This is a genomic window from Lutimonas vermicola (genome assembly GCF_038433205.1).
In the GTDB taxonomy this organism is placed as follows: Bacteria; Bacteroidota; Bacteroidia; order Flavobacteriales; family Flavobacteriaceae; genus Lutimonas; species Lutimonas vermicola.
Genome location: NZ_JBCDNA010000003.1, coordinates 269282 through 293566, shown reverse-complemented (window position 1 = coordinate 293566; position 24285 = coordinate 269282). Strand labels below are relative to the sequence as shown.

Annotated in this window: 20 protein-coding genes; 8 read left to right on the top strand and 12 right to left on the bottom strand. The window is 38.1% G+C overall.

The window, feature by feature from the left end; all coding sequences use genetic code 11:
* Positions 1–7 precede the first annotated feature (7 nt).
* From AABB81_RS13295 to AABB81_RS13265, 7 genes are all read right to left on the bottom strand, one after another.
* Positions 8–865, bottom strand: a complete 858-nt coding sequence (locus tag AABB81_RS13295; protein WP_342161043.1) for a M23 family metallopeptidase — start codon at positions 863–865, stop codon at positions 8–10.
* A gap of 90 nt (positions 866–955) precedes the next feature.
* Positions 956–1534 (bottom strand): nicotinate (nicotinamide) nucleotide adenylyltransferase, encoded by a 579-nt coding sequence (nadD, locus tag AABB81_RS13290; RefSeq protein WP_342161042.1) that lies wholly within the window; start codon positions 1532–1534, stop codon positions 956–958.
* Positions 1535–1553: 19 nt separating this feature from the next.
* A complete protein-coding gene (gmk, locus tag AABB81_RS13285; RefSeq protein WP_342161041.1) occupies positions 1554–2129 on the bottom strand; it encodes a guanylate kinase in 576 nt (191 codons plus the stop codon).
* A 3-nt stretch (positions 2130–2132) separates the two neighbouring features.
* Positions 2133–2984: a YicC/YloC family endoribonuclease gene (locus AABB81_RS13280; RefSeq protein ID WP_342161040.1), complete on the bottom strand. Its 852-nt coding sequence runs from the start codon at positions 2982–2984 to the stop codon at positions 2133–2135.
* 73 nt (positions 2985–3057) lie between these two features.
* Positions 3058–3951 carry a DMT family transporter gene (locus AABB81_RS13275; RefSeq protein ID WP_342161039.1) on the bottom strand — a complete coding sequence of 298 codons (894 nt, stop codon included), beginning with the start codon at positions 3949–3951 and terminating at the stop codon, positions 3058–3060.
* Between the two features lie 115 nt (positions 3952–4066).
* Positions 4067–4675, bottom strand: coding sequence for a superoxide dismutase (locus tag AABB81_RS13270; protein WP_342161038.1), 609 nt, complete (start codon positions 4673–4675; stop codon positions 4067–4069).
* Between the two features lie 109 nt (positions 4676–4784).
* A complete protein-coding gene (locus tag AABB81_RS13265) occupies positions 4785–6062 on the bottom strand; it encodes a hydroxymethylglutaryl-CoA reductase, degradative (RefSeq protein ID WP_342161037.1) in 1278 nt (425 codons plus the stop codon).
* Positions 6063–6330: 268 nt separating this feature from the next.
* On the opposite strand from AABB81_RS13265, the gene AABB81_RS13260 reads away from it, so the two are divergent.
* From AABB81_RS13260 to AABB81_RS13240, 5 genes are all read left to right on the top strand, one after another.
* Positions 6331–8535 carry a S9 family peptidase gene (locus tag AABB81_RS13260; protein WP_342161036.1) on the top strand — a complete coding sequence of 735 codons (2205 nt, stop codon included), beginning with the start codon at positions 6331–6333 and terminating at the stop codon, positions 8533–8535.
* A 15-nt stretch (positions 8536–8550) separates the two neighbouring features.
* A complete protein-coding gene (locus AABB81_RS13255; protein WP_342161035.1) occupies positions 8551–9936 on the top strand; it encodes a peptide MFS transporter in 1386 nt (461 codons plus the stop codon).
* 63 nt (positions 9937–9999) lie between these two features.
* Entirely contained in the window at positions 10000–11766 is a 1767-nt protein-coding gene (locus AABB81_RS13250; RefSeq protein WP_342161034.1) for a peptide MFS transporter, read from the top strand.
* Between the two features lie 108 nt (positions 11767–11874).
* Complete coding sequence (locus tag AABB81_RS13245; protein ID WP_342161033.1) at positions 11875–12423, top strand: thioredoxin family protein; 549 nt, start codon at positions 11875–11877, stop codon at positions 12421–12423.
* A gap of 75 nt (positions 12424–12498) precedes the next feature.
* Positions 12499–14358 carry an ABC-F family ATP-binding cassette domain-containing protein gene (locus AABB81_RS13240; protein WP_342161032.1) on the top strand — a complete coding sequence of 620 codons (1860 nt, stop codon included), beginning with the start codon at positions 12499–12501 and terminating at the stop codon, positions 14356–14358.
* A gap of 8 nt (positions 14359–14366) precedes the next feature.
* Here the strand turns inward: AABB81_RS13240 and AABB81_RS13235 are convergent, their stop codons facing one another.
* From AABB81_RS13235 to AABB81_RS13225, 3 genes are all read right to left on the bottom strand, one after another.
* On the bottom strand, positions 14367–15089 hold the full coding sequence (locus AABB81_RS13235) for a 3'-5' exonuclease (RefSeq protein WP_342161031.1): 723 nt from the start codon (positions 15087–15089) through the stop codon (positions 14367–14369).
* A gap of 68 nt (positions 15090–15157) precedes the next feature.
* Complete coding sequence (locus tag AABB81_RS13230) at positions 15158–17971, bottom strand: TonB-dependent receptor (protein WP_342161030.1); 2814 nt, start codon at positions 17969–17971, stop codon at positions 15158–15160.
* Between the two features lie 82 nt (positions 17972–18053).
* A complete protein-coding gene (locus AABB81_RS13225; RefSeq protein WP_342161029.1) occupies positions 18054–19451 on the bottom strand; it encodes a hypothetical protein in 1398 nt (465 codons plus the stop codon).
* A gap of 201 nt (positions 19452–19652) precedes the next feature.
* On the opposite strand from AABB81_RS13225, the gene AABB81_RS13220 reads away from it, so the two are divergent.
* The 3 genes from AABB81_RS13220 (at position 19653) to AABB81_RS13210 (ending at position 21873) form a co-directional block, all read left to right on the top strand.
* Positions 19653–20339 carry a response regulator transcription factor gene (locus tag AABB81_RS13220; protein WP_342161579.1) on the top strand — a complete coding sequence of 229 codons (687 nt, stop codon included), beginning with the start codon at positions 19653–19655 and terminating at the stop codon, positions 20337–20339.
* Between the two features lie 24 nt (positions 20340–20363).
* Positions 20364–21404, top strand: coding sequence for a sensor histidine kinase (locus tag AABB81_RS13215; RefSeq protein WP_342161028.1), 1041 nt, complete (start codon positions 20364–20366; stop codon positions 21402–21404).
* 118 nt (positions 21405–21522) lie between these two features.
* Complete coding sequence (locus tag AABB81_RS13210) at positions 21523–21873, top strand: toxin-antitoxin system YwqK family antitoxin (protein WP_342161027.1); 351 nt, start codon at positions 21523–21525, stop codon at positions 21871–21873.
* An 11-nt stretch (positions 21874–21884) separates the two neighbouring features.
* Here AABB81_RS13210 and AABB81_RS13205 read toward each other — a convergent pair whose 3' ends face one another.
* On the bottom strand, positions 21885–22952 hold the full coding sequence (locus AABB81_RS13205) for a glycosyltransferase (RefSeq protein WP_342161026.1): 1068 nt from the start codon (positions 22950–22952) through the stop codon (positions 21885–21887).
* A 51-nt stretch (positions 22953–23003) separates the two neighbouring features.
* Positions 23004–24275 (bottom strand): phosphoribosylamine--glycine ligase, encoded by a 1272-nt coding sequence (purD, locus tag AABB81_RS13200; RefSeq protein WP_342161025.1) that lies wholly within the window; start codon positions 24273–24275, stop codon positions 23004–23006.
* Between the last annotated feature and the right edge of the window lie 10 nt (positions 24276–24285).

Here is a 24285-nt window from a genome sequence, read left to right as displayed (position 1 = left end):
AACTGGTTTAATCAAAGTTTATATAATTGGTAGGGTTCACAGGATATCCATCATTCCAAAGCTCAAAATGTAGATGAGCTCCAGTAGAAAAATTACCTGTGGAACCCGCACTGGCAATAACTTCTCCCGATTTCACCAAAGCTCCCTGCTCTTTAAAAATTGAAGCATTGTGTTTATAAATTGATGTAAATCCCTGGCCGTGTTCTATTACAATCACATAACCTGTATCCGCAGTAAACCCTGTAAATATAACCGTTCCATCTGCAACAGTCTTAACGGGAGTGTCCTGGTCAACGGCTATGTCTACGGCAAAATGCTTTTCCTGATCATCGTATTGTTCTGTAATCTGCCCCTTTATTGGTGACGAAAAAACAATATCTGTATTTTTCTTAGCCTGCTGAAAAACACTAAATCTATCCATTTGTTCTACTTCTTCTCTAAAAAGGGAATCAACCGATGAAGGCGCAAAATCAATCTCGTCAATTTGAAATTGTCTTAAAACCGAGTCTTTATTAAATGTTACTCTTTTAATCTCACCCTTTAACACTTGCTGAATGTTTTCTATGTAAAGGTCGTTGACCGACAGGATCTGATTCAAAGAATCGACTTTATAGACTAAATCCGTTGTTTCTTTCTGCATTTCGGATGAGGAATATCCCTGGATGTATTCCTTAAGCGGTGTCAAAGTAATAAATAAAATCGTCAGGCTAATCAAAAGAACAGAAAAAATACCCCCAAAAACAAAGGCATTCAGGCGATTTAGCTTGAATGAAAATCGCTCTTCAAAAGTATCCTCGTTCAACACGACGAAACGATACTTAAACGTCAATTTTTCTTTGATTTTTTCCTTTCTGCTTTTCTCCATTGTCAAAATTTCAACACAAATATACAATGTTTTTAAGTTCTCCGATAAGCTCTTATATGCATTTTAAATTCCTATTCAACAGCAATGGGACTATTTATAAAAATTCATCTCATCAAGATATGCCCAGGCTTTGTCAGGCATCAGAGCCCTGACATTTTTTCTTTCTTTAATGGCATTTCTAATAAATGTTGAGGAAATTTCAACTATTGGTGCTTTTATATAATGCACTTTTTGGTGAGCCATAAGTTCAGGAAGGTCAGTTACTTCAGAAACCCTTGGGTATACATAAAGCTCATGATGCTCAATGATCTTTTCATAATTCTTCCATTTAGGAAAGGACTTCAGATTGTCCAGCCCCATGATTAGATGAAAATCATGCTGTGGATACTTTTCCTGCAAATAAACCAGGGTATTAATAGTGTAATTGGGCTGGGGCAATCCAAATTCTATATTACTTGGTTTAATTTTAGGGTAATCTTCAGTAGCCTGCACAACAAGCTGAAACCTGTGATGATCTTCAAGCAGGGTCCTTTTCTTCTTAAATGGGTTGTGAGGCGTTACAACAAGCCAAACCTCGTCCAAGTCTGAATATTCCGCCATATGGTTGGCAATGATCAGATGCCCAATATGAATGGGGTTAAAACTTCCAAAAAAAAGTCCAATTTTCATTTTGACCCGTTTATAGCGCTTAAGAGATAAATTCTTTAACTATTTTTTCAGCCTCCTTTTTTGCAATTTCCAGATCATCATTGATAAGAATGACATCAAAATCATCCGCGTATAGCAATTCTCTTTCCGCTTTTGCAATTCTTTCTCGTATTTTTTCTTCCGAATCAGTATTTCTCGACCTCAATCTTTTTTCCATTACCTCAATGGAGGGTGTTTTTACAAATACTGCTAATGTTTCATCGGGAAATTTATTCTTGATTCGAAGCCCGCCAATAACATCAATATCAAAAATGGCATGCTTGCCTTCTGACCATATCCTGTCGACTTCTGATTTTAGCGTTCCATAAAAATTATTGCTGTACACTTCTTCCCATTCAACAAAATCATCCTGATCTATGTGTTTTTTAAAACGCTCAAGGCTTATAAAATGATAATCTTTACCGTTAACTTCCTGCCCTCTTTTCTCCCTGGAAGTAGCAGAAATCGAAAAGTCCAGATTCAGTTCTTTTTTTCCTAATAAATGATGAACTATGGTCGTTTTACCTGAACCGGACGGGGCCGAAAAAACAATCAGCTTGCCTTTCTCTTTAGTCATAACTTATAAAACGTTTAAAAGCTGTTCCTTTATTTTCTCAAGCTCATCCTTCATTTCAACAACAGCCTTTTGCATGGGTGCAAAATTCGCCTTTGAACCTATCGTATTAATTTCCCTTCCAATCTCCTGGGAGATAAATCCTAACTTCTTACCATTAGAAATATTCACATCAAGTTCCTTCTCAAAATAATTGAGGTGATTTGTGAGCCTTACTTTTTCTTCTGTTATATCAAGCTTTTCCAGATAATAAATCAATTCCTGTTCAAAACGATTCTCATCAACTGTTTGCTCAAGTTCTTTTATTGATCTCTTAAGCCTGATCCTCACCTGTTCCAGTCTTTCCCCATCAAGGCTGATGACTTCCCGAAGCTTTTCTTTTAATACCGCAATTCGCTGCTCAAAATCGATGCGCAATTCTTCTCCCTCAGAACGCCTGTATTCCTTAAGGTTTTCAATAGCTTCCAGAATCCCTGATTGAATCAGCGCCCATTCTTCCGGGTCCAATTCTTCCCTTTCTGTTTTTAAAACATCCGGCAAACGCATGGCGATAGAAAGTAAATCGTCCTCCTGGTGTATCTCTTCCAATTCCTTAATGTAATTGGCAACAACCTCACGGTTGATCTTGGTTGAAGTTTCAGCCGCAGTAGATTCAATATAAAAAGACATATCAACCTTTCCGCGTACAAGATTATTGGCTATCAGCCTTCTAACTTCTATTTCTTTTTCTCTGTAAACCCCGGGGAACCTTGTGTTAATATCAAGGTTTTTGCTATTCAGTGATTTTATTTCAAGGCTTATCTTTTTTGTCTCAAGTTGAATTATTGTTTTACCGTATCCGGTCATGGATTGTATCATCTTGTTCTTTAAATTTTCACAAAGTTAGCAATAAAAATATCTTTCCGGGATGCGCCAACCATTAATAATTACTTCAGTCAAAAGTCTCTTTCGGCCTGCGAGTAACGAGATACACCCCAATAAAGATAAGCACTGTGGCTCCAATCTTTATCGCATTCAGGGAATCACTTCCAACAAACAGAGCATACATGCTTGCAATAACCGGCTGTAAATAGATAAATATACTCAAGGTAGTCGGCTTTAATTCTTTTATGGCGAACAGGTTGAACATATAAGTCAAAAATGATGTAAATACGATAATGAATCCTACCCGATAGATAATGGGCAGCGGCATTGTTTGCCATTCTACCATACTCAATTCTGAAAATCCAAAAGGAAGTACCATGATCAAACCCAATAAATACAACCATTTGGCAAGGGTAATCGCGTGATATTTTTTTGTCAGGTTCTTAATAAGGATAAGATAAAGTCCATATGAAGACGCGTTTACAAAAACCAGAAGGTTTCCCAAGGTAGCGTTAGTCGCAATACCCGGTTCTTTTCCAAAAATGATGAGCATAACAGCTCCCAATAATCCTATAAAAATTCCTAAAAGCTTTTTCTTTGTAGCTTTTTCATTCAATAAAAAGGACGAAAAGATCAATACCAAAATGGGTGAGGTGACCATGATTACAGAAGCATTGATCGGGGTTGTCATACTCAGTCCCTTAAAGAAGGAAAGCTGATTGAGAGCAATCCCAAAAACAGCTCCCAGTAACAACCTTGGATAATCATTAACTTCGATCTTTTCCTTCTTAAGAAATATTCCAACAATCCAAAACAGGCTGGTAGCTCCAAGTACCCTTAATAATATAAATCCAAAAGGGCGCACATGTAAGGGCATTACTTCCTTGGCCACGGTAAAACTTACGCCATAAATCAAAGCGGCAAGAAAGGCAAGTAAAAAAGCTATATTTCTGGATCTCATCTAATTTTTTACACAATGAACAGGCTGCAATTCAAGTATAAAGAACTTCCTAAAAAAGAATAACCACGGAGCAAAGGCTCCGTGGTTTCTTTTAACTCAAAAGCTAAAACAGTAATTATTTATTTTCTGCAAACGTTTTGCTTACTTCTTCCCAGTTGATCAAATTAAAGAAAGAACTTATATAATCAGGTCTTCTGTTCTGATAATTTAAATAATATGCATGCTCCCACACATCCAAACCTAAAATTGGAAAACCTCCACAGCCCACTTCCGGCATGATAGGGTTGTCTTGATTCGGGGTCGAACAAACTTTTACCTTACCTCCTTTATGAACACATAACCATGCCCATCCTGATCCAAAACGAGTTGCTGCTGCTGTTGAAAAAACGTCCTTGAAAGCCTCAAAGGAACCAAATTCGGCATTAATCGCTTCTGCAAGTTCTCCCGATGGCTCTCCACCTCCATCTGGTGACATGATCTTCCAGAAGAGATCGTGATTATAAAAACCTCCACCGTTATTTCTTACGGCCATATTGCTCATGTCCAGGTTTTTCAGGATATCCAAAATTGATTTTGATTCAAGATCAGTTCCCTTTATAGCATTATTCAAATTCGTGGTGTACCCATTGTGGTGTTTCGTATGGTGAATTTCCATTGTTCTGGCGTCAATATGAGGCTCTAATGCATCATAAGCATATGGTAATTTTGGTAATTGAAATGACATAATATTATTTTTTGAAGTTATTTAATTTTTTATCAAAGATAAGCAATACTGGGTGCTGAAGTCAAGCTTACAAATAGAAAATATTTATTTTTAAATAATAAGTTGCTATTTAATGGCCGGTTCTCATGTGATGCAAGTATTCAGCGACGGCACTATGCGAAACGGTTTTCCCTTTAAATGCCTCCACGATCAATTCCTTTTCATGCACATTGGCTTCAAGCTGATTCAAAATATTCATCAGGTGCATTTTCATGTGGCCTTGTTGAATCCCTGTTGTAGTAAGTGCCTTCAATGCGGCAAAATTTTGAGCCAGGCCGGCCACGGCCACTATTTGCATAAGCTCTGATGCCGTGGGATTCTGGAGGATTTCCATTGACAGCTTAGCCAAAGGATGCAATCTGGTAAGGCCTCCTACAGTTCCCAAAGCCATTGGAATTTCAATCCAAAAATTAAATAATCCATTTACCACAGATGCTCCCGTTAGGCTCTTATACCTTCCTTCTCTCGAAGCATATGCATGAGCTCCTGCTGCTACGGCCCGAAAATCGTTGCCGGTGGCAAGGACAACAGCATCAATCCCATTCATGATACCTTTATTATGCGTCACGGCTCTATAGGGTTCCACCTCCGCTATTTGCACAGCCTGAACAAATTTACGGGCATATAGTTCTGCATTTTCCGGAAAGAAATCTTCAACTTTACAAGTCACCTCAGCCCTTACCAGGCAATCCGGGACATAATTCGATAGAATACTCATCACGATAAAGATCCCTTCCTTTTGAAATGAGGCTGCAATAGTTTCTAAGCATGAATTAATAAAATTGGCGCCCATACTGTCGCCTGTTAGAAAACTAACATGTATCTGGTAATAATCAGCGAGATTTTCGGTTTTATCTCTCAATTCTATATCAACAATGCCACCGCCTCTCTTCCTCATATTAGCCGTAATGTGATCAGTTGAGTGAATCAATTTAGATTTTACAGAAGAGAAATAATCACGCAGCTCATCCTTATTCCCCTTATAGGTAAAATGAACCTGGCCCGTTTTTGTAGTTGAGATCACCTTTGTTTTAAAGCCTCCTCTGGTACTCCAAAACTTGGCGGTCAAAGAAGCGGCTGCAACGACCGAACTTTCTTCTATAGCCATCGGAATTGCATAGGTTTTCCCATTGATCAAAAAGTTCGGAGCAATGGCATAAGGAATGTAAAAATTACTGATTGTGTTTTCAATAAACTCATCATGAAGCTGCTGAAGTTCAGGATCTTCATTATAGTATTGCTTCAGCGTATCTATACCTGAACTCTTATCATGGAAAAAATTTTCGGCCAGCCAGTTTACTTTTTCTGTTTTACTGAATTTCGAAAACCCTTTGATCATTTTTGACATAGTAAGTGTGTTAACCGGGAGTAAAGATAATCAATAGGGGCAAAAGATTAATATGAATATTATCCAAGGAAATTCTTAAGAAAATGAACGAATCACAAAGATCAATTTAAAATTTTTAATAATTGCTTAAACATCTTTTAGCTCCTTATCATAAGTGTATTTGAACGCCTTGCTTGCCTGACCATTATGGCTTAAGATTCTTTCCAAATTAGGAATTGGATTCATATATTTTCCGTAAACTTGGCCATGTTTTTTTTAAATTCCTGCTATGAGAGCCTTTTTACTTCTACTCACAATACTTACACTACCTGTTTTTTCTCAGCAAAAAAAAATAACCCTTGAAGACATCTGGGTCGAAAATGTATTTGAAACAGCTTCTCTTGAAGCTTTTCAATCGATGAAAAATGGCGACTTCTACACGATTCTCAATCACAATTCATATGGTACTTATATGGATAAATACGATTATAAAACGCTGGAAAAAGTAGAAACTCTGGTATTGGGAAAAGACCTTCAGGGTATTACATACTTTGATGACTATACGTTTAACCAGGATGAGTCCAAACTAATTATTGGGGTCAATCTTGAGCAGATCTACAGACGTTCAAAAAAAGGCAAATATTACGTTTACGACCTTACAGACAAAAGCCTTGAACTCATTTCTGAATTAGACATTCAGGAACCCACCTTTTCTCCCGACGGGACGAAGATTGCATTTGTTCATAAAAACAATATTTACATTAAAGATTTACTTAGCAAAAAGACCCTTCAAATAAGTACCGATGGTGAAACTAACAAGATCATCAACGGTATCACAGATTGGGTTTATGAAGAAGAATTTGGTTTTGTAAGGGCCTTTGAATGGAACCCGTCTTCGAATAAGCTCGCCTTTATTCGATTTGACGAAACAGAAGTTCCGGAGTTTTCGATGGATGTTTACGGAAATGGACTTTACCCTAAAACACAAACTTTTAAATATCCCAAGGCAGGGGAAAACAATTCAAAAGTTAGCCTATACCTATACGACCTGTCCAGCGATGAAAAATACAGGGTCGATATGAACTCCCTTGAACAATACTATATTCCTAGAATTCAATGGAAAAAAGAAGACGATCATTTGGTTGTCACCACACTTAACAGACATCAGAACAACCTTAATCTCGTCTCATTTGATGCGGGCTTAAAGAAAGCTGATTTGCTTTTAAACGAAAAAGATGCGGCATATGTAAATATTAACGACAACTTGACTTTCCTTTATGACAATAGCTTTATCTGGAGTAGCGAAAGGGATGGTTTTAAACACCTGTATCATTACGATGCCAAAGGAAAATTAAAAAATCAAATTACAAAGGGCAATTGGGAAGTTACCAAATACTACGGATTTGATATAAAAACCAAAAAAGTATTCTACCAGTCAACCGAAGAAGGATCTATCAACAGAAGTGTCTATTCCATTGGCATCTCTGGAAACAAAAAGAAAAAGCTGAGCAAGTATGTCGGTGAAAATTCTGCTGCCTTTAGCAACAGTTTCAATTATTTTGTGAATACCTATTCAAGTGCAACTAACCCTACGGTCTACACCCTGGTTGATGCCAGGTCTGGAAATGAACTGAAAGAAATCAAGAACAACCTGAATCTTGCTGAAAAATTGACAGCATATGATGTACCTTCAAAGGAATTCAGCACTATTAAAACCCCTAATGGAGAATTTAACATGTGGATGATCAAACCCAAAGATTTTGATCCAAATAAAAAGTATCCCCTGCTCATGTTTCAGTATTCGGGACCGGGTTCCCAGAGAGTTGCCAATACCTGGAATAACATCTGGAAACATGATTATTGGCACATGATGCTAAGCCAAAAAGGCTACGTGATTGTATGCATTGATGGCCGGGGAACAGGTTTTAAAGGAAGAGACTTTAAAAAAGTGACCTATAAAGAATTGGGTAAATACGAAATCGAGGATCAGATAGCATCAGCTAAAGAATTAGGTAAAAGATCTTATATAGATAAAAACAGAATCGGAATTTGGGGATGGAGTTATGGAGGGTTCATGAGTTCCCTTGCCATTACCAAAGGAGCCGATGTTTTCAAAATGGCCATTGCTGTAGCACCTGTAACTTCGTGGAGGTACTACGATTCGGTTTATACAGAAAGATATATGCAAACTCCCCAAGAAAATGCTTCTGGTTATGACAATAACTCACCCGTCAATTTTGCCGATCAGCTAAAAGGTGATTATTTACTCATCCACGGAACCGGAGATGATAACGTACACGTGCAGAATTCCATGCAAATGATCAATGCCCTTGTGGAGGCTAATAAACAATTCGATTATTTTACCTACCCGGACAGGGCCCACGGAATTCGCAATGGCAAAAACACCAGACTGCACCTTTTCAAAAAAATGACTACATTTATCGATCGTTCCCTTGGGGAGCCTTCTAATAATGAACAGAATATCATCGACTAATTTAAACCCGAATTTATGACATCATTGACAAAAGCGCCAGAACAAAGAGAGTTTCTTGGCCATCCTGTAGGACTGTATATATTGTTTTTTACCGAAATGTGGGAGCGCTTCTCGTATTATGGTATGAGAGCGATTCTTGTGCTGTATTTGGTTCAGGCCACCACCGATTCAAATCCTGGTTTAGGATGGTCGAACGGAGAGGCTCTTGCCCTGTATGGATGGTATACGATGTTGGTATATGTGGCTTCTATTCCCGGAGGGTGGATTGCGGATAAATTTCTTGGTCAAAAAAAATCTGTGTTATACGGCGGGATACTTTTGGTAGCCGGACACAGTATCCTGGCCATAGAAGAATACTGGGCCTTTTACACAGGACTGGGACTGATCGTAGCGGGAGTAGGTATGTTAAAGCCCAATATTTCAACAATGGTGGGCGGCTTATACAGAAAGGGTGATATAAGAAGAGATAAAGGATTTACTATTTTTTACATCGGTATCAACGTAGGTGCCTTTTTATCAAGTTTGATTGTTGGCTATGTGGGAGAAGTACACGGATGGCATTATGGTTTTGGTTTGGCAGGCATAGGAATGGCCATGGGTTTGTTACAGTACCTTTTTGGCCAGAAATATTTAAAAAACGTTGGAAACTTTCTAGGTGTTTCACAAAATTCTGCAGAAAAGGAAGCTATGAAAAAACCACTTACCAAAATTGAAAAAGACAGGATCATCGTGCTAATGATTTCCTTTTTATTGGTAATTATTTTTTGGGGAGCCTTTGAACAGGCAGGTGGATTGATGAATATTTACGCTAAAGAAAAAACCAACAGGATGTTAATGGGCTGGGAAATTCCGGCTTCCTGGTTTCAATCTTTAAATGCCATGTTTATTATATTTCTTGGTACTACCGTTGCTGCGTATTGGGCCAAGAAAAAATTGAAAGGAAAGCTTTCAACCTCTTTGTTTAAAATGATCATTGGTTTGATCATCATGGGAACAGGTTTCTTTTTTATGTCAGCAGCAGCCTCACAATTTGAGGCCGATGGATCTTCTGCCATGTATTGGCTGGTTTTAGCCTATTTGTTGCATACCATTGGTGAATTGTGTATTTCGCCTGTTGCCCTTTCGTATATTACAAAATTGGCTCCGTTAAAATATGGCTCCCTGATGATGGGTATTTATTTTGCCATGACAGGATTTGGCAACAAATTAGCCGGGTGGCTTGGAGAATCAGCTGAAGGACTGGGAGAATTTACAGTATTCACGGGTATTGCCGTATTCTGCATTGTTTTTGGAAGCGTGGTACTCCTATTCAGAAAAAAACTGGAATTACTTACCCATGGCGCAGAAGATGATGAACATGAAGTCACGGAAGAAGAAAAAGCAGCATTAGCAAATAATTAATCATAAACCCCTTTTAAGAATCTCTTTCTTAAAGGGGTTTTTTCTACTATAAATATTTAATTTATGAAGACTGATATAGAAAATCTATTTAAGCATACCGTTTTAGGTCATCCTGCAGGGCTTTTTATCCTTTTCTTTACTGAGATGTGGGAACGATTTTCATTCTATGGAATGAGAATTTTACTGGTTCTTTTTTTAACGGCCCCTATCATAAGTGATAATCCGGGATGGGAGTGGCCACGTGAAAATGCATTGGCATTGATCGGAACCTATGCTTCTTTACTGTATTTGACTCCTATCATAGGTGGCTATATAGCCGATAAGTACACCGGGTACAAATGGGCGGTAATCATTGGTTGTTTTATCATGACGCTCGGACATGCCAGTATGGCCATAGAAACGACCTGGGCACTTTATCTGGGGCTGGGATTGTTGGTGATTGGAACAGGATTTTTTAAGCCTAATATTACCTCGATAATCTCTTCTATGTATAAGGGTAAAGAATCCAAAAAAGACGGCGCTTATACGATTTTTTATATGGGCGTGAACTCAGGAGCTTTTTTCGGTATGATGCTTTGTGGTTACCTGGCTGAAAATTTTGGATGGTCATGGGGATTTGGATTGGCAGGGATTTTTATGTTTTTGGGAATGCTTCAGTTTTGGCTTGCCAAAGACCTCTTCGGATCCATAGGCGAGTCGCCCCGAACAATTAAGGAAGCTGAAGACAATGGCACTTTAGATAAAGAAGAAAAGGATATTAATGAAAAACTAAATCCGTTTACTAAATTCGACCTTGTACTGATCGTACTCTCCTCTGTCGGGGGACTGCTCTACTTGTTTAATCAACCTTTGGAACTCATAGAAGGCATTAACCTGTTGCCCTTTGAAATAGGGGGATTAAGTGGTTCAAATGTTGTTGTACTGACGGCACTGGTATTATTTCTGATATTATTAATTACTCGTGTTTCGCGTTATTTACCCATTGTAAGAGACAGGATCATTGCAGTAGCCATATTTGGGTTGTTTACCGTTTTCTTCTTTGCGGCATTTGAACAGTCCCTTGGTTCCATGACCTTGTTTGCCAGAGACTATACCAACAGGGAACTTATGGGTACCTCAGCACTTATTTTTAAAATTGTGGATGGCCTTTTAACGACTATTCCCTTGATTATTATCACCTGGGTATTATATCTATTATTTAAAAAAACCTATGCCGAAATTCCAATGTCAAACGTGATCCTTGCCATAGCATTTATAGGTGTATGGGGATTGGTGATCTACAGGCTTATGGATAAATTTTCACAGGAAGGCAACCAGATCGACGCCAGTTGGTTTGGAATTTTAAACTCCTTTTTTATTATTAGCCTTGCCCCTCTTTTTTCTAAATGGTGGGAGAGTAAATACAACCCGAGTGCCGCCGTAAAATATGGAATCGGCCTGATCTTATTGGGCCTTGGTTTCGCGATACTGGCATTTGGAACTGCAGATATCCCTCAGGGAGCAAAAACAGCATCAGTAAGCATGATCTTTCTAATTCTCGCCTATCTTTTGCATACAATGGGAGAGCTTTGCCTGTCGCCCGTTGGGCTGTCTTATTTGAGTAAATTGGTGCCTCCCCGTATGATCGGATTTATGTTCGGTATCTGGTACCTTGCCATAGCCATAGGGCAGAAAGCTGCAGGAACCATGGGTGGTATGATCGACAAGGTTTCTGAACAATATTCCTTGAGTTCGTTCTTTTTAATCTTTACTGTTGTTCCGATTGGAGTTGGGTTTGTTTCCATTATGCTAAATCCAGTCCTTAAAAAATTAATGCATGGTATAAAATAATTTGACTCAAAATCTGTTTGAATATGGGATTATTTTAACAAATTTTTAGATCCAATTATGTAATTTTGCAAAAATTATGGCTACTAAGGCAAGGAAAATTAGAATACAATGAAGAAGATCGTTTTTATAGTTGCTATGGTGTTGTTTACCATTTCTATTGAAGCACAAAAAGGTGAGATCAACTGGATAAGCCTTGAAGAGGCGGTTGAAGCCCAGGCTGTAAGCCCTAAAAAGATAATGATGGATGTGTACACCTCCTGGTGTGGACCTTGTAAATTACTTGACAGGAACACTTTTCAGAATCCGGATGTTGTCAAATATGTCAATGAACATTATTATGCCGTAAAATTCAATGCAGAAGGAAACGAAAAAGTAAATTTCAAAAACTATTTATTTGAAAACCCTGATTACGATCCAAACAGGACCGGCAGAAATGCACAACATCAGTTAGCAGGAGCATTGCGAATTACAGCATATCCAACCATTGTTTTCTTTAATGAAAGCGGTGAAACCTTACTTCCTTTGCCGGGATATAAAACTCCCAGCCAATTGGAATTGTACTTAAAACTGTTTCTGAATAACGACCACGAAAAAATCAATAGTCAGGAACAATGGAATCAATATCAAAAAGATTTTGTTTCTCAATTCAGGGGTTAATCCTTGTTCACTAAAACTGTTCAGGATCTTCTCTAAAAAACGCTTCGAAGCTAAACCATTGCTAAATATAATTAAGTGAATTATTTATCCGTTGAGAATATTTCCAAATCTTTTGGGGACAGAATGTTATTTGAAAACCTTTCTTTTGGGATCAATAAAGATCAAAAAATAGGGTTTGTTGCTAAAAATGGTACCGGAAAAACGACTTTACTAAAGATCATTTCCGGAGATGAGACACCTGATACGGGCAATATCATTATCCGAAAAGGGATCAAGGTCTCCTACCTGTCTCAAAACGAAATAATCAATGAGGAATTAACCATTGAAGAAGCCATCTTTGACTCAGACAATGCCATCCTTAAAATCATCGAGCAATATGAAAAGGCATTAAAACATCCCGATGATGCTGACACCTATCAAAAGGCATTCGACCTGATGGAACAAAATAATGCCTGGGACTTCGAAACACAATACAAACAAATCCTCTTCAAACTAAAGTTGAATGAACTTGAGAAAAAAGTCGGATCGCTATCAGGGGGTCAGAAAAAAAGACTGGCTCTGGCGATAATACTTCTTGATCAGCCGGATCTTCTCATTTTAGATGAACCCACGAACCATTTGGACCTTGAAATGATAGAATGGCTTGAACAATACCTTAAAAAAGCGAATACTACTTTGTTTATGGTGACTCATGATCGTTACTTCCTCGATCGTGTTTGCAATGATATCCTGGAGCTCGATCAAGGAGAAATTTTTCGTTACAAAGGGAATTATTCTTATTTTCTCGAAAAAAAACAAGAACGCAATACAGCGGAACAAAGTTCGGTTTCCAAAGCAAAAAACCTCTTCAAAAAAGAGCTCGAATGGATGAGAAGGCAACCAAAAGCGAGAACCACAAAATCCAAATCGCGTATTGATGATTTTTATGAGATCAAGCAAGTTGCAAATCAACGAAGGAAAGAACATCAGGTCCAGCTTGATATTCAAATGGAGCGACTCGGGAGTAAAGTGGTTGAGTTGCATCATATTTCTAAAAGTTTTGATGAAAAACTTCTGATCAATAAATTTGACCATGTCTTTAAAAGAGGTGAGCGAATTGGAATAATCGGTAAGAATGGCACCGGAAAATCAACTTTTGTAAACATCCTTACAGGAGGTCTTTCACCGGATTCGGGAAAAGTAATTATTGGCGAAACCATCAAATTTGGTTATTATTCTCAAGGGGGCATCCATATCAAGGAAGGTCAAAAAGTGATTGAGGTCATACGCGAATTTGGAGACTATATTCCCCTGGCAAAAGGACGATCAATAAGTGCAGGCCAGTTATTGGAGCGCTTTTTATTCGATCGCAAAAAACAATATGACTTTGTTGAAAAACTATCCGGAGGCGAACTGAAAAGACTTTTTCTGTGTACCGTTTTGATTCAAAATCCAAATTTTTTGATCTTGGATGAACCTACCAATGATTTGGATATCGTCACCCTGCAAGTACTTGAAAATTTCCTTTTGGATTTTCCCGGGAATCTTATCGTTATATCTCACGACAGATATTTTATGGATAGGATTGTTGACCACTTATTTGTTTTTGAAGGTTCAGGGGTTATTAATGGATTTCCAGGTAATTATTCTGATTACAGAAGTTATGAAGATTCTAATCCTGCTGAAAATACCGAAAAAAACAAAAAGGAAGACAGCAGAAAAACAGATCCAGAGGCGGGGCAACTCTCTTATTCGGAGAAACGGGAGTTTGGTAAATTGGAAAAAGACATCGCCATCCTTGAAAAAAAGAAAGCTGACATTGAACTGAAATTCTCAGGCAATGACATAATGCCTGAAAACATTGAGGAAGCTTCTCTAAAATTACAGGAAATTTTAACAGAACTAGAAGTTAAGGAGGAAAGATGGCTTGAATTATCCGAAAAAATGGAGGGCTAGTCTTATTTCTATAAATTGCCCCTTCCTAACACCTCAAGATCTTCAATTGACTCTCCAATGAGTCGAAAATATACTTTTGCCACGGCAAGAGTATCTTTTTCACAATATGCTACAATCCTGTTAATATGGTTATTCGTATAATATTCAGATCGAATATCACTCCCATTAAGATCATTCTTGGGCGATTCGATACCCAGTACTGAGCTGAGTAAATCCAAAGAAGTATAATGCTTATAATCACCGAATTTCCATAATTCCATGGTATCAAGATGCCTTACTTCCCAGGGTTTTTTCCCGTACAAATTTAAAATCTCCGGTAACTGAACCCTGTTGATTATCATCCTTCTCGCAATAAACGGAAAGTCAAACTCCTTGCCATTGTGAGCACATAAGAGGTGGGCTGTTGAATTGAAACTGTTTTCAAGCAATGTTTTAAAATCAAGTAAAATTTGCTTTTCATTGTTTCCGTAAAACGATTGTACGCTGATGTGCCGTTTCGTTTCAGTTCTTTTAAGGTAAGCCGTCGAAATACAAACGATCTTTCCAAATTCGGCCCAAATGCCAGCCTTCTTATAAAAATCAGCGGGTGTTATTTTTCCTTGTCTTTGATAGCTTGTTTTATTTTCAAATCTAAGTTGGTCTTTCTCGGTCAGTAACTCGAATTCTGGCATTAATGGAACTGTTTCTATATCTAAAAACAGGATACGATGTAAAAAACCCTTGCGATTCATATCTATTGATTCGCAAGGGCTTTTAAAGTAAACATGAAGTCAGCAGTATTAGGCTGCAGCCTCCTCGGTTAAAACTTATATGAATATCCTAAAGAAATTCCGATACCAGGGCTTAAAGTTGAAAATATTTGATCCTCTGCCTTAAAAGACTGATAGCGGGTTTCCATTTTACTATCAAGAATATTCTTCGCCGAAAAATTAATATTTGAATTCTTCTCCTTTCCAAATGATTTGTTCAAAATAAAATCCAAACTGTTGAATGGAATGGTATAAGCATCAGGTACATCCCCTGTACCGACAACCTGAAGGGTTTTCCCTTGTACATTATAGTAAAGACTTGTTTGCCATCCATGATCATTTGCATAATTCAATCCAAAATTCATCAGATAAGGTGACTGGCCTTGCATATCCCGAGTATCATTTAAAGATTCTCCATCTCGTAAACTTAACCTTCTTCTTTCCAATTCAGCATCAGTCATTTCCAACTCAGATTTGATCAATGAAAAGTTCAGGTTGACACTAAAATCTTCCAGTTTTTCTATAATAAACCCAAAGTTCTTTCTTATCTCAAACTCCGCGCCATATACGGTTGCTTTACCTGTATTTAGAGGAATAAATTGATCTGAAGCAGACAAAAAGTAAGACATTTCAATTGGGTCCTTAAAATTTTTGTAAAAAGCACTTACGGCAAACATCTGGGCCTTTTCTCCAAAATGCTCCCATCTTATATCCAAATTATTAACATAACTGGGTTGAAGATCAATATTTCCATTAAAAGTCGTACTTGAAATCGGATCAAATATTTGGGTAATGGAAGCCTCCTTAAAAGATGGCCTTGCGGTCGTCCGGCCATAAGCGAGCCTGAGGTTGGATTCATCGTTAAGGGCATAGATGAAATTAGCCGAAGGGAAGAAATCTGCTTTGTCTAAAATCTTCTCATTGTCTAAAATTATATCTCCCTGGTTATTAGTACCTGTATAGTACAAATCAAATTTCTCGAAACGCAATCCAATGATTGATTTCAATCTGTCTGTAATCTGAAATTCTTCAGAGGCATAAACTGCGGCTATATTTTGAGTCGCATCGAACGTATTTGCAGGTTCAAAGTTTCCTTCAGCAAAGGTCCCTTTTTGGGTATTTATGGTCCAAATATTTTGTGGGTCCAACAGCCGGTCTGCATCTCCTTCAAATTCCTGACCTGCACCTCCTTGAATCCTAAGCTGGTAGGCATCAATTGAAAAATCTCTTTGCTTGTAGGTGTAATTACCTCCAAACAAGAGTCTTGCTTTTTTACCAAAAAGGTCATGACGTTTGGTAAAATCCAATTTGCCAACCAGATTGATTTCTTCAAGGTCTCTCCATATCCTCTGCGGGCTCCCTGCAGAACTGGGGCTTATAAAATACACATCGTCTCCTGAATCATACTCAAAAGGCGTGACCCTGACATCTTTGTCATTGATCTTTGAAATAGTAGGTGCTACCTTCCATTCAATATTCCAGGAGCCATCATTGTTTGAGTGTTTACCGTTTAACAGGATATTTGTAATCTGGCTTTGTTTGTATTCCAGGTTATCTTTGAAAATCGTAACCGCATCCGAAAACAATATTTCCTGTCTCAAATAACCGGCGCTTGAAACGCCATTTTGAATATGAAGTGCCGACAACCTGTACTTGCTCTGGTCGGTTTTAAAGGTAAGGCCTGCCATAACGTTCCAAAGCACATTGTTTTTTGCTAAATCCCCTTTCTGAAGTTTATCAGGGTCCAGTTCATTGATACTTTTGTCTTCTGACTTCCTCCAGTTTCCGTTTTGAATGTCCTTGTAATATAAAAACTCGTTTCTATAAGATGCAACTGCCTGATACCCCAATTTGTTCCCGGCACCCACATCAAAAAGATTTCCTGCAGTGAATCCAAAATTAGAATTCATAAAACTCGTTTCTTTCTGAGCTGCCATTTCAGGCTGGAATTGAGAAGTCCAATAGGACGTTGCAGGATTATTGTCACTCGGTGGAGGAATGTTAATATTTCTGGGAATTGGTTTGGCGCGTTTACCACTATCAAACCCTAAAGGATCTGACTTACTCCCCTTATAACTCAAATAGTTTGAGTTAAAATGCATGTTTGAGTTATATTCAGCTCCAACAGAAATACTGTATTCTTCCTTATTAGGAAAGTCTTTGGTGATGATATTCACAACACCCCCTGTAAAATCAGCAGGGTAACCTGCTGTAAATGACTTTACTACCTGAATATTATCCAAAACATTTGTAGGAAAGATATCCAGTTGAATGGTATTCCTGTCAGGATCCAAACCTGGAATGTCGACTCCGTTTAAGATAGATTTTGTATATCGATCTCCTAATCCACGAACATATACGTATTTACCTCCCTGAACCGATACTCCGGGAACGCTTTTAACCGCGCTGGCCGCTTTGCTGGCTCCAATTTTACTAAAGGTCTGGGCCGAAATTCCATCGAGCAGGTTAATAGATTTCTTCTGCACATTTAGTATTGAGGCTTCGGTGTTTTCTGCTGATGTTGCCTTGACGATAACCTCCTGTAATTCATTGGACAGAGGGCCGATACTCGTATTCAAATCTGTAGCTTCCCCGGCTTTGATTTGCACCTCAGATATCTCAACCGTTTCATAACCAATAAAAGAAAATACAACCGTATACATGCCTTCTTCCAATTTTATGCTGTAATTGCCTTCAAAATCGGTGGTAGTTCCGGTTCCTGTTTCTTTAATGATCACATTTGCAAATGGAAGGATGTCATTGTACTCCTTGTCTATTACTTTCCCTGCCAATTCACCTGTTTGTGAATAAATCAAATTGCTGAACAGTGCAAAAATAATCAGGTATAAAAATTGTTTCTTCATTTCTATCTTTCTTAACTATTTAGTATAACAATTGCCCATCTGTTTCAGGATGAGCAATTGAATTGTTTCATGTGTTTTTTTCTTAAAATGCACCTTTAGCTTTAGCATAAGTCCAGTTAAACTGGCTAAGGTCTGCACCAACAGTTTGACTGCCCTGCATAACTTCGGTTGTCCATGCTGCTGCGCGTTCAGTAAAATCCGGATTTAGGATAATTTTGGATTCCGTTTCATTTCCATCTTGATCCTTGGCTACTTTTTCAGCAAAAATGCTGTTGTCGAATCCGACTACTTCCCAACCTGAAAAAGTTAATTTACCGTCTAAAAAGTTTTGAGAAACCCCGTTATTGTCAAGTTCAACATCCGAACTCTCCTTGAATCCATAGGCATAAATGTTATTCGTAGCTCCAAGGGCCTTGCTTCTGTAATCGGCATATTCACCGCCAGGGGTTACCCCATTTCCAATAATTGTAGTATTGCTTATGGTAAACTGGGCCTGGTATGCACCTTCAGGGCCATCAATTTCAAAGGCATGGTCCGAAATTTCCCCTAAAACCACTAACGAATTAGTTACAGTTCCTGCATAAGCCTGGTCAATGTCAAGACCGTCATCTCCCTGTGCCCATACAATAAGGTTAGAAGCATTCACAGTTCCTCCAAAGAATTCAACGCCATCATCAAAGTTGGCAACAACTTCAACATTATCAATCACAGTATTTCTTCCTACTGCACCAAGTGTTAAACCATTGATCTCGTTTCCTTCTCCGATCAAGGCGCCACCATGGCGTATTGATACGTATTTAAAAACACCTGAATTATCATCATCGTCATCACCTCCGTATAAACCAAAGGTGTCTCCCGCGGGAATTCCCTCGATTTGGACTTCCGTCACGTCTCCTTTAAATGAACCTTTAGCATATCCCAGGATCAAAACTCCACCCCAAAGACCATTGTTGCTTTCATTTAAATTTGTTCCGGCCTTTTGACCAACTTGAATATTATCGTCAATGGATGTAAAAATAATAGGGCTTTCAGAAGTCCCCTCAGCCATAATCTTTCCTCCTCTTGCAACGATCAGTGCAGATGACAGCGAACCAGTCCCTTTTTGTCCTTTAATAATGGTTCCGGGTTCGATCGTTAATGTAATACCATCTTCGACTACCACTTTTCCAGCCAGAATATATATGTTATTCGAGGTCCACGTTTCATCAGCTGTAATCTGACCTGACTTGGTTATTAGTCCTGTACATGGTACACAATCGGGCCCTCCGCAATCTATTCCTGTTTCCTGCCCGTTCTTTATTCCATCATCACAAGTAGCACATGGTCCGCAATCAGGGCCTCCACAATCTACCCCGGTTTCAGTACCGTCTTTAATCCCATTAAAACATGAAGCTCCTCCGGTACCGGTTTCGTCATCGCAACTGATGCTGGTTATCGCCATGGAAACCATGATTAAACTCGAAAATAATAGTTTTTCCATTTTTAGTTTTTTAGTTTTCATTGATTTAGAAAATTTTACGATGCAAAAATCCATTACTTATGTTACAGCAATGTTAAATCCGATTTAATAGTTGGTCAAAAAAAAGTGCTGCTTGTGTTACTATATTAAGTTATTGTTAACAGCCATGTAGGCATCAAAAATTGTCTACTTTTGCAACATAAAATCTTAAAAGACAATCCTATGGATAATGGATCAATAAAGATTCTCTTAGTTGATGATGAACCGGATATACTTGAAATAGTAGGATATCATTTAAAAAAGGAGGGCTATCAGGTATTCAAGGCGTCTAAAGGAACTGAAGCCGTAGTCAACGCTAAAGTCATACAACCTCATTTGATTTTGCTCGATATCATGATGCCTGAAATGGACGGCATAGAAGCTTGTGAGAAAATAAGGAACATTGAAGGTCTTGAAAATGTAATTATTGCATTTTTTACGGCAAGAGGAGAAGATTACTCTCAAGTAGCTGGCTTTGAAGCCGGAGCAGATGACTATATTACCAAACCTGTTAAGCCAAAAGTCCTTGTAAGTAAAGTACGAGGTTTACTTAGAAGGCTCATGTCAAAAGAAGAAAAGAAAGAAAGTATCATGATTTTTGATGGAATAACCATTAACAAGGATCAGTATTATGTCGAGATCGATGGAAAAGAGATCACACTCCCGCGAAAAGAATTTGAGTTGTTATCCCTTTTGGCAAGTGTTCCAAATAAGGTTTTTAACCGCGAGATCATCTTAAAAACAGTTTGGGGTCAGGACGTTGTGGTAGGAGGCAGAACCATTGATGTTCATATCAGAAAGCTACGGGAAAAAATAGGCAGTGAATTTATCAAAACCATTAAAGGAGTAGGATATAAATTTGTTGTATAAGCTTATCTTCCCTTATATTTGGGAATGAAATCATCACTTCTTCAAAAACAGGCTATTCAAACAGCTGTTTTAAGTTTTATAAGCCTCGCAGTAATTGCATTGTTTTTTACTCTTTTTTTAGAGGTCAACATACTCAACCTCATCCTGGCAGGCAGCTTCTATTTTATAGTAATTTCTCTGATCTATGGATTTCTGATTAAGAGATTCATATTCCTCCAGTTAAACAGGGTTTATAAATCCAATCTCTTTGAGAATGAACCTTTATTAAGACGAAACCTTAAGGATCTGGATTTCGAAAACTTTATAGAACGTATCAAAAAATTTGCTGAAAACAAGCATGAGGTCATTGAGCAACTTCACAACAGGGATGATTTTCGACGCGATTTTATAGGTGATGTATCGCATGAACTTAAGACCCCTCTTTTCACAGCTCAAGGTTATCTTCTGACAGTTCTGGACGACACAATAGATGATCCCGTTTTGATAAAAAAATATTTGGAACGAACAAATAAGAGTATTGAACGACTGTCATATATCGTTAAGGATCTTGATATGATCGCAAAACTCGAATCGGGTATGAAACTTGAACAAACTGTTTTTAATGTTATAAGGGTCATACACGATGCCTTTGAATTATTGGAAATGAAGGCCAGTAAAAAAAATATTGTTTTCTCCTTTAAGGAGCCCTATGACTATCCGATAATGGTCAAAGCGGATAAAGAAAAAATTGAACAGGTTTTGATCAACCTGTTTTCAAATTCCATAAAATACGGAAAATTTGACGGGACCACTTTGGTCAGTATTGTTACACATTCTAACCACCAAATCGCAATCATCGTTAGAGACGACGGAATAGGTATCGATAAAAAGGATTTACCGCGATTATTTGAACGGTTTTATCGTGTTGATAAGAGCCGTTCAAGAGATCAGGGAGGTTCGGGTTTGGGCCTCTCCATAGTAAAGCATATCGTCGAGGCACATGATCAGGAACTGTCTGTTGAAAGTAAAATTGGCAAAGGTTCTACTTTCTCATTTACCATAAACAAAGCTATATTAAATTCCTAATAATTTGATTTACAACTATATTAACACAATATTCTTAATTTTCCAATGTTAAGTTATTGTAAACTTATTGTTTATTTTGTGTTAAATCCATACTTTTATGGTATCAAAACATCAGATTATGAAAAAGTTGTTAGCGAGTTTAGTAGTCTTCATACTCACGGTAAGTGTTTCTTTTGCTCAAGAAAAGGAACCAACCTTTGAAAAGCAAAATGACCTTGTGAAAGCAACCTATTACCATGACAACGGAATGGTTAAAGAAGTTGGTTTTTTCAAAGATAATAAACTCCATGATAAATGGATTTCCTATGATCAGGAAGGAAAAATAAAGGTGATTGCTATTTATAGCAATGGTAAAAAAGAAGGAAAATGGTATTTGGTGGGTGAAGAATCCATAAAGGAAGTTACCTACAAATCAAATAAAGTCATTAAAGTTAAGGAAGTAGAAGAATCTACTTTATCTTTTATTTAAAGAGCTTAAAACTAACTAAAAACATCAAAAAGCGACCGTTCGAGGTTATTTTTTGATGTTTTTTTATGCTTAAACCCTTTATACATAGTTGAACCATTTAACTTTTTAAGTTGAAATGATTCCTGTGAACAAAAGTCGGCATACCGCATATCTTTCAAATATGCAGCCAGATATTCCTGTTCGTATTGACCGGGAGTTGGAATAAAAAAAGCTTTGGCCTCCAGGGTAAAAAGATCCATAATACTGCTGTAACCTGAACGGGAGATAATGAGCCGGCTGCGCTCAATTGTATCTCTTAACTCCCTATGAAGCATATAATTGACCATTGTTGTTTTCCCTTCTATAGTTGTCTTTTGGTGCTTTTCGACAATTCCCCGAACAATCATGCTTTTGCCTTCATACCATCTTAATTGCTCTTTGAGTTTCTCTTCTAACATTCGTCTCTGAGGTTCAGGACCGCTCAATACTGCCAAAAGATCCCATTCCTTTCGCATTTCATGATGCGTAAACCGGCTTAACGGACCAATATATTTATAAAAGTCAGTCTTTCTGGAAGGGCTAGACAGCTTTCCGGCTAATCCCTTTGATGCGTCATCAGGAATCCAGCATTCTTTAAATTTACCAATAATCTGCTCATGCAATGCAGTGCTTAAAAAGCTCGTTGCCCCACTAAGTACCTGCAACTGATGTGTTATATAAATGCTTGGTACTTCCTTTAACCTCACGCCAAATCGATTATCCGAGATAATACCACTGAGTTTTTCCTTTTTATGGATCTCAAGTGTTTTCTTTTTTTCTAAAGAAACAGCTCTCATGAATTTTGGAGCCTGTGAAAGTATTTTATATTTTAAAAGTCCACCGTTTTTAGCATACTCAACTTCAGTAGACGGAAGTTCGTAATGCCTCAATCCCGGAAATTCTTGTTTCAAAAGGTCCAGAGAAGTGCCATCTCCTGCCAATATGGGTTCAAAATCATACCTGATCAATGCCTCTATAACAGGAATACATCTTGTGGCATGGCCCAATCCCCAATTTAAAGGAGCTACCAGGATCTTTTTATGTTCGGTCTTTTCGATCAATGTGATGCCTTGGACATATGATGAAACCGGAAACCTAGCCTTTGTGATTCCCTATAAGTCAAAACCTATATCTTTTCTGTAATTCATTTTATCAAAATGAATCTTCTCAATGTTTTTATATGATTTTATTAAGGCCTGCTTAAAATCTTCTCCATAAGAAGTTACCGCAAGTACCCTTCCTCCGTTGCTCAAAACTTTGTCTCCCGAAAGTTTAGTCCCCGCATGAAAAATGATCGAATCAGCAACGCTTTCCAGCCCTGTAATCTGCTTCCCTTTTTCATAAGCTTCAGGATATCCACCGGAAACCATCATGACAGTCGTAGCGGCTCTTTGATCAACTTTAAGGTCAAACTCATCCAATTCCTTGTTTCCCGTAGCTATGAAAAGATCCAAAAGATCTGATGCTATCCTGGGAATCACTACTTCGGTCTCAGGATCTCCCATTCTGACGTTATACTCGATTACGAACGGTTCATTATTCACCCTGATCAATCCGATAAATATAAATCCAACATAAGGGATTCCATCTTTTTTAAGGCCCTCAACAGTAGGAATGATTACCCTTTCTTCAACCTTTGTAAGGAATTCGGCGTCAGCAAAAGGTACAGGAGATATAGCTCCCATTCCCCCTGTATTCAGCCCTGTGTCACCTTCTCCAATGCGTTTATAGTCTTTAGCATTCGGCAGAATTACATAGTTCTCACTATCAGTAAGCACAAATGAACTCATTTCGATTCCATCCAAAAATTCCTCAATCACCACTTTAGAACTGGCCGAACCAAATTTCTGTTGCCTGAGCATTTCATCAAGTTCCTTTTTGGCCTCTTGAAGATCATTGAGAATCAAGACGCCTTTTCCGGCGGCAAGGCCATCAGCTTTTAACACATAAGGTGCCGTCAATGTTTCAAGGAACTCCAAGCCTTCATCTACATTTTCAAGGGTAAAACTTCTGTATTTAGCTGTAGGTATATGATGTCTGTACATGAATTCTTTGGCAAACTCTTTGCTTCCTTCCAGTTGAGCAGCCAACTTCTGAGGGCCAATAACCGGAATCTTTATAAGCTCCTTGTCCTCAAGGAAAAAATCATGTATTCCCAGAACCAAAGGATCTTCAGGCCCAACAACAACCATCTGAATATCATGGTCAAGTACAGCTTTTTTTACCTGTAAAAAATCATTCGGGTTGAGTTCAAGATTCGTTCCATACCGGACGGTACCAGCATTACCGGGAGCTATAAAAAGTTTTCCTAATTTAGTGCTTTGAGCCAATTTCCAGGCAAGAGCACATTCTCTGCCTCCCGACCCTAAAATAAGTAAATTCATGTACGCTTTA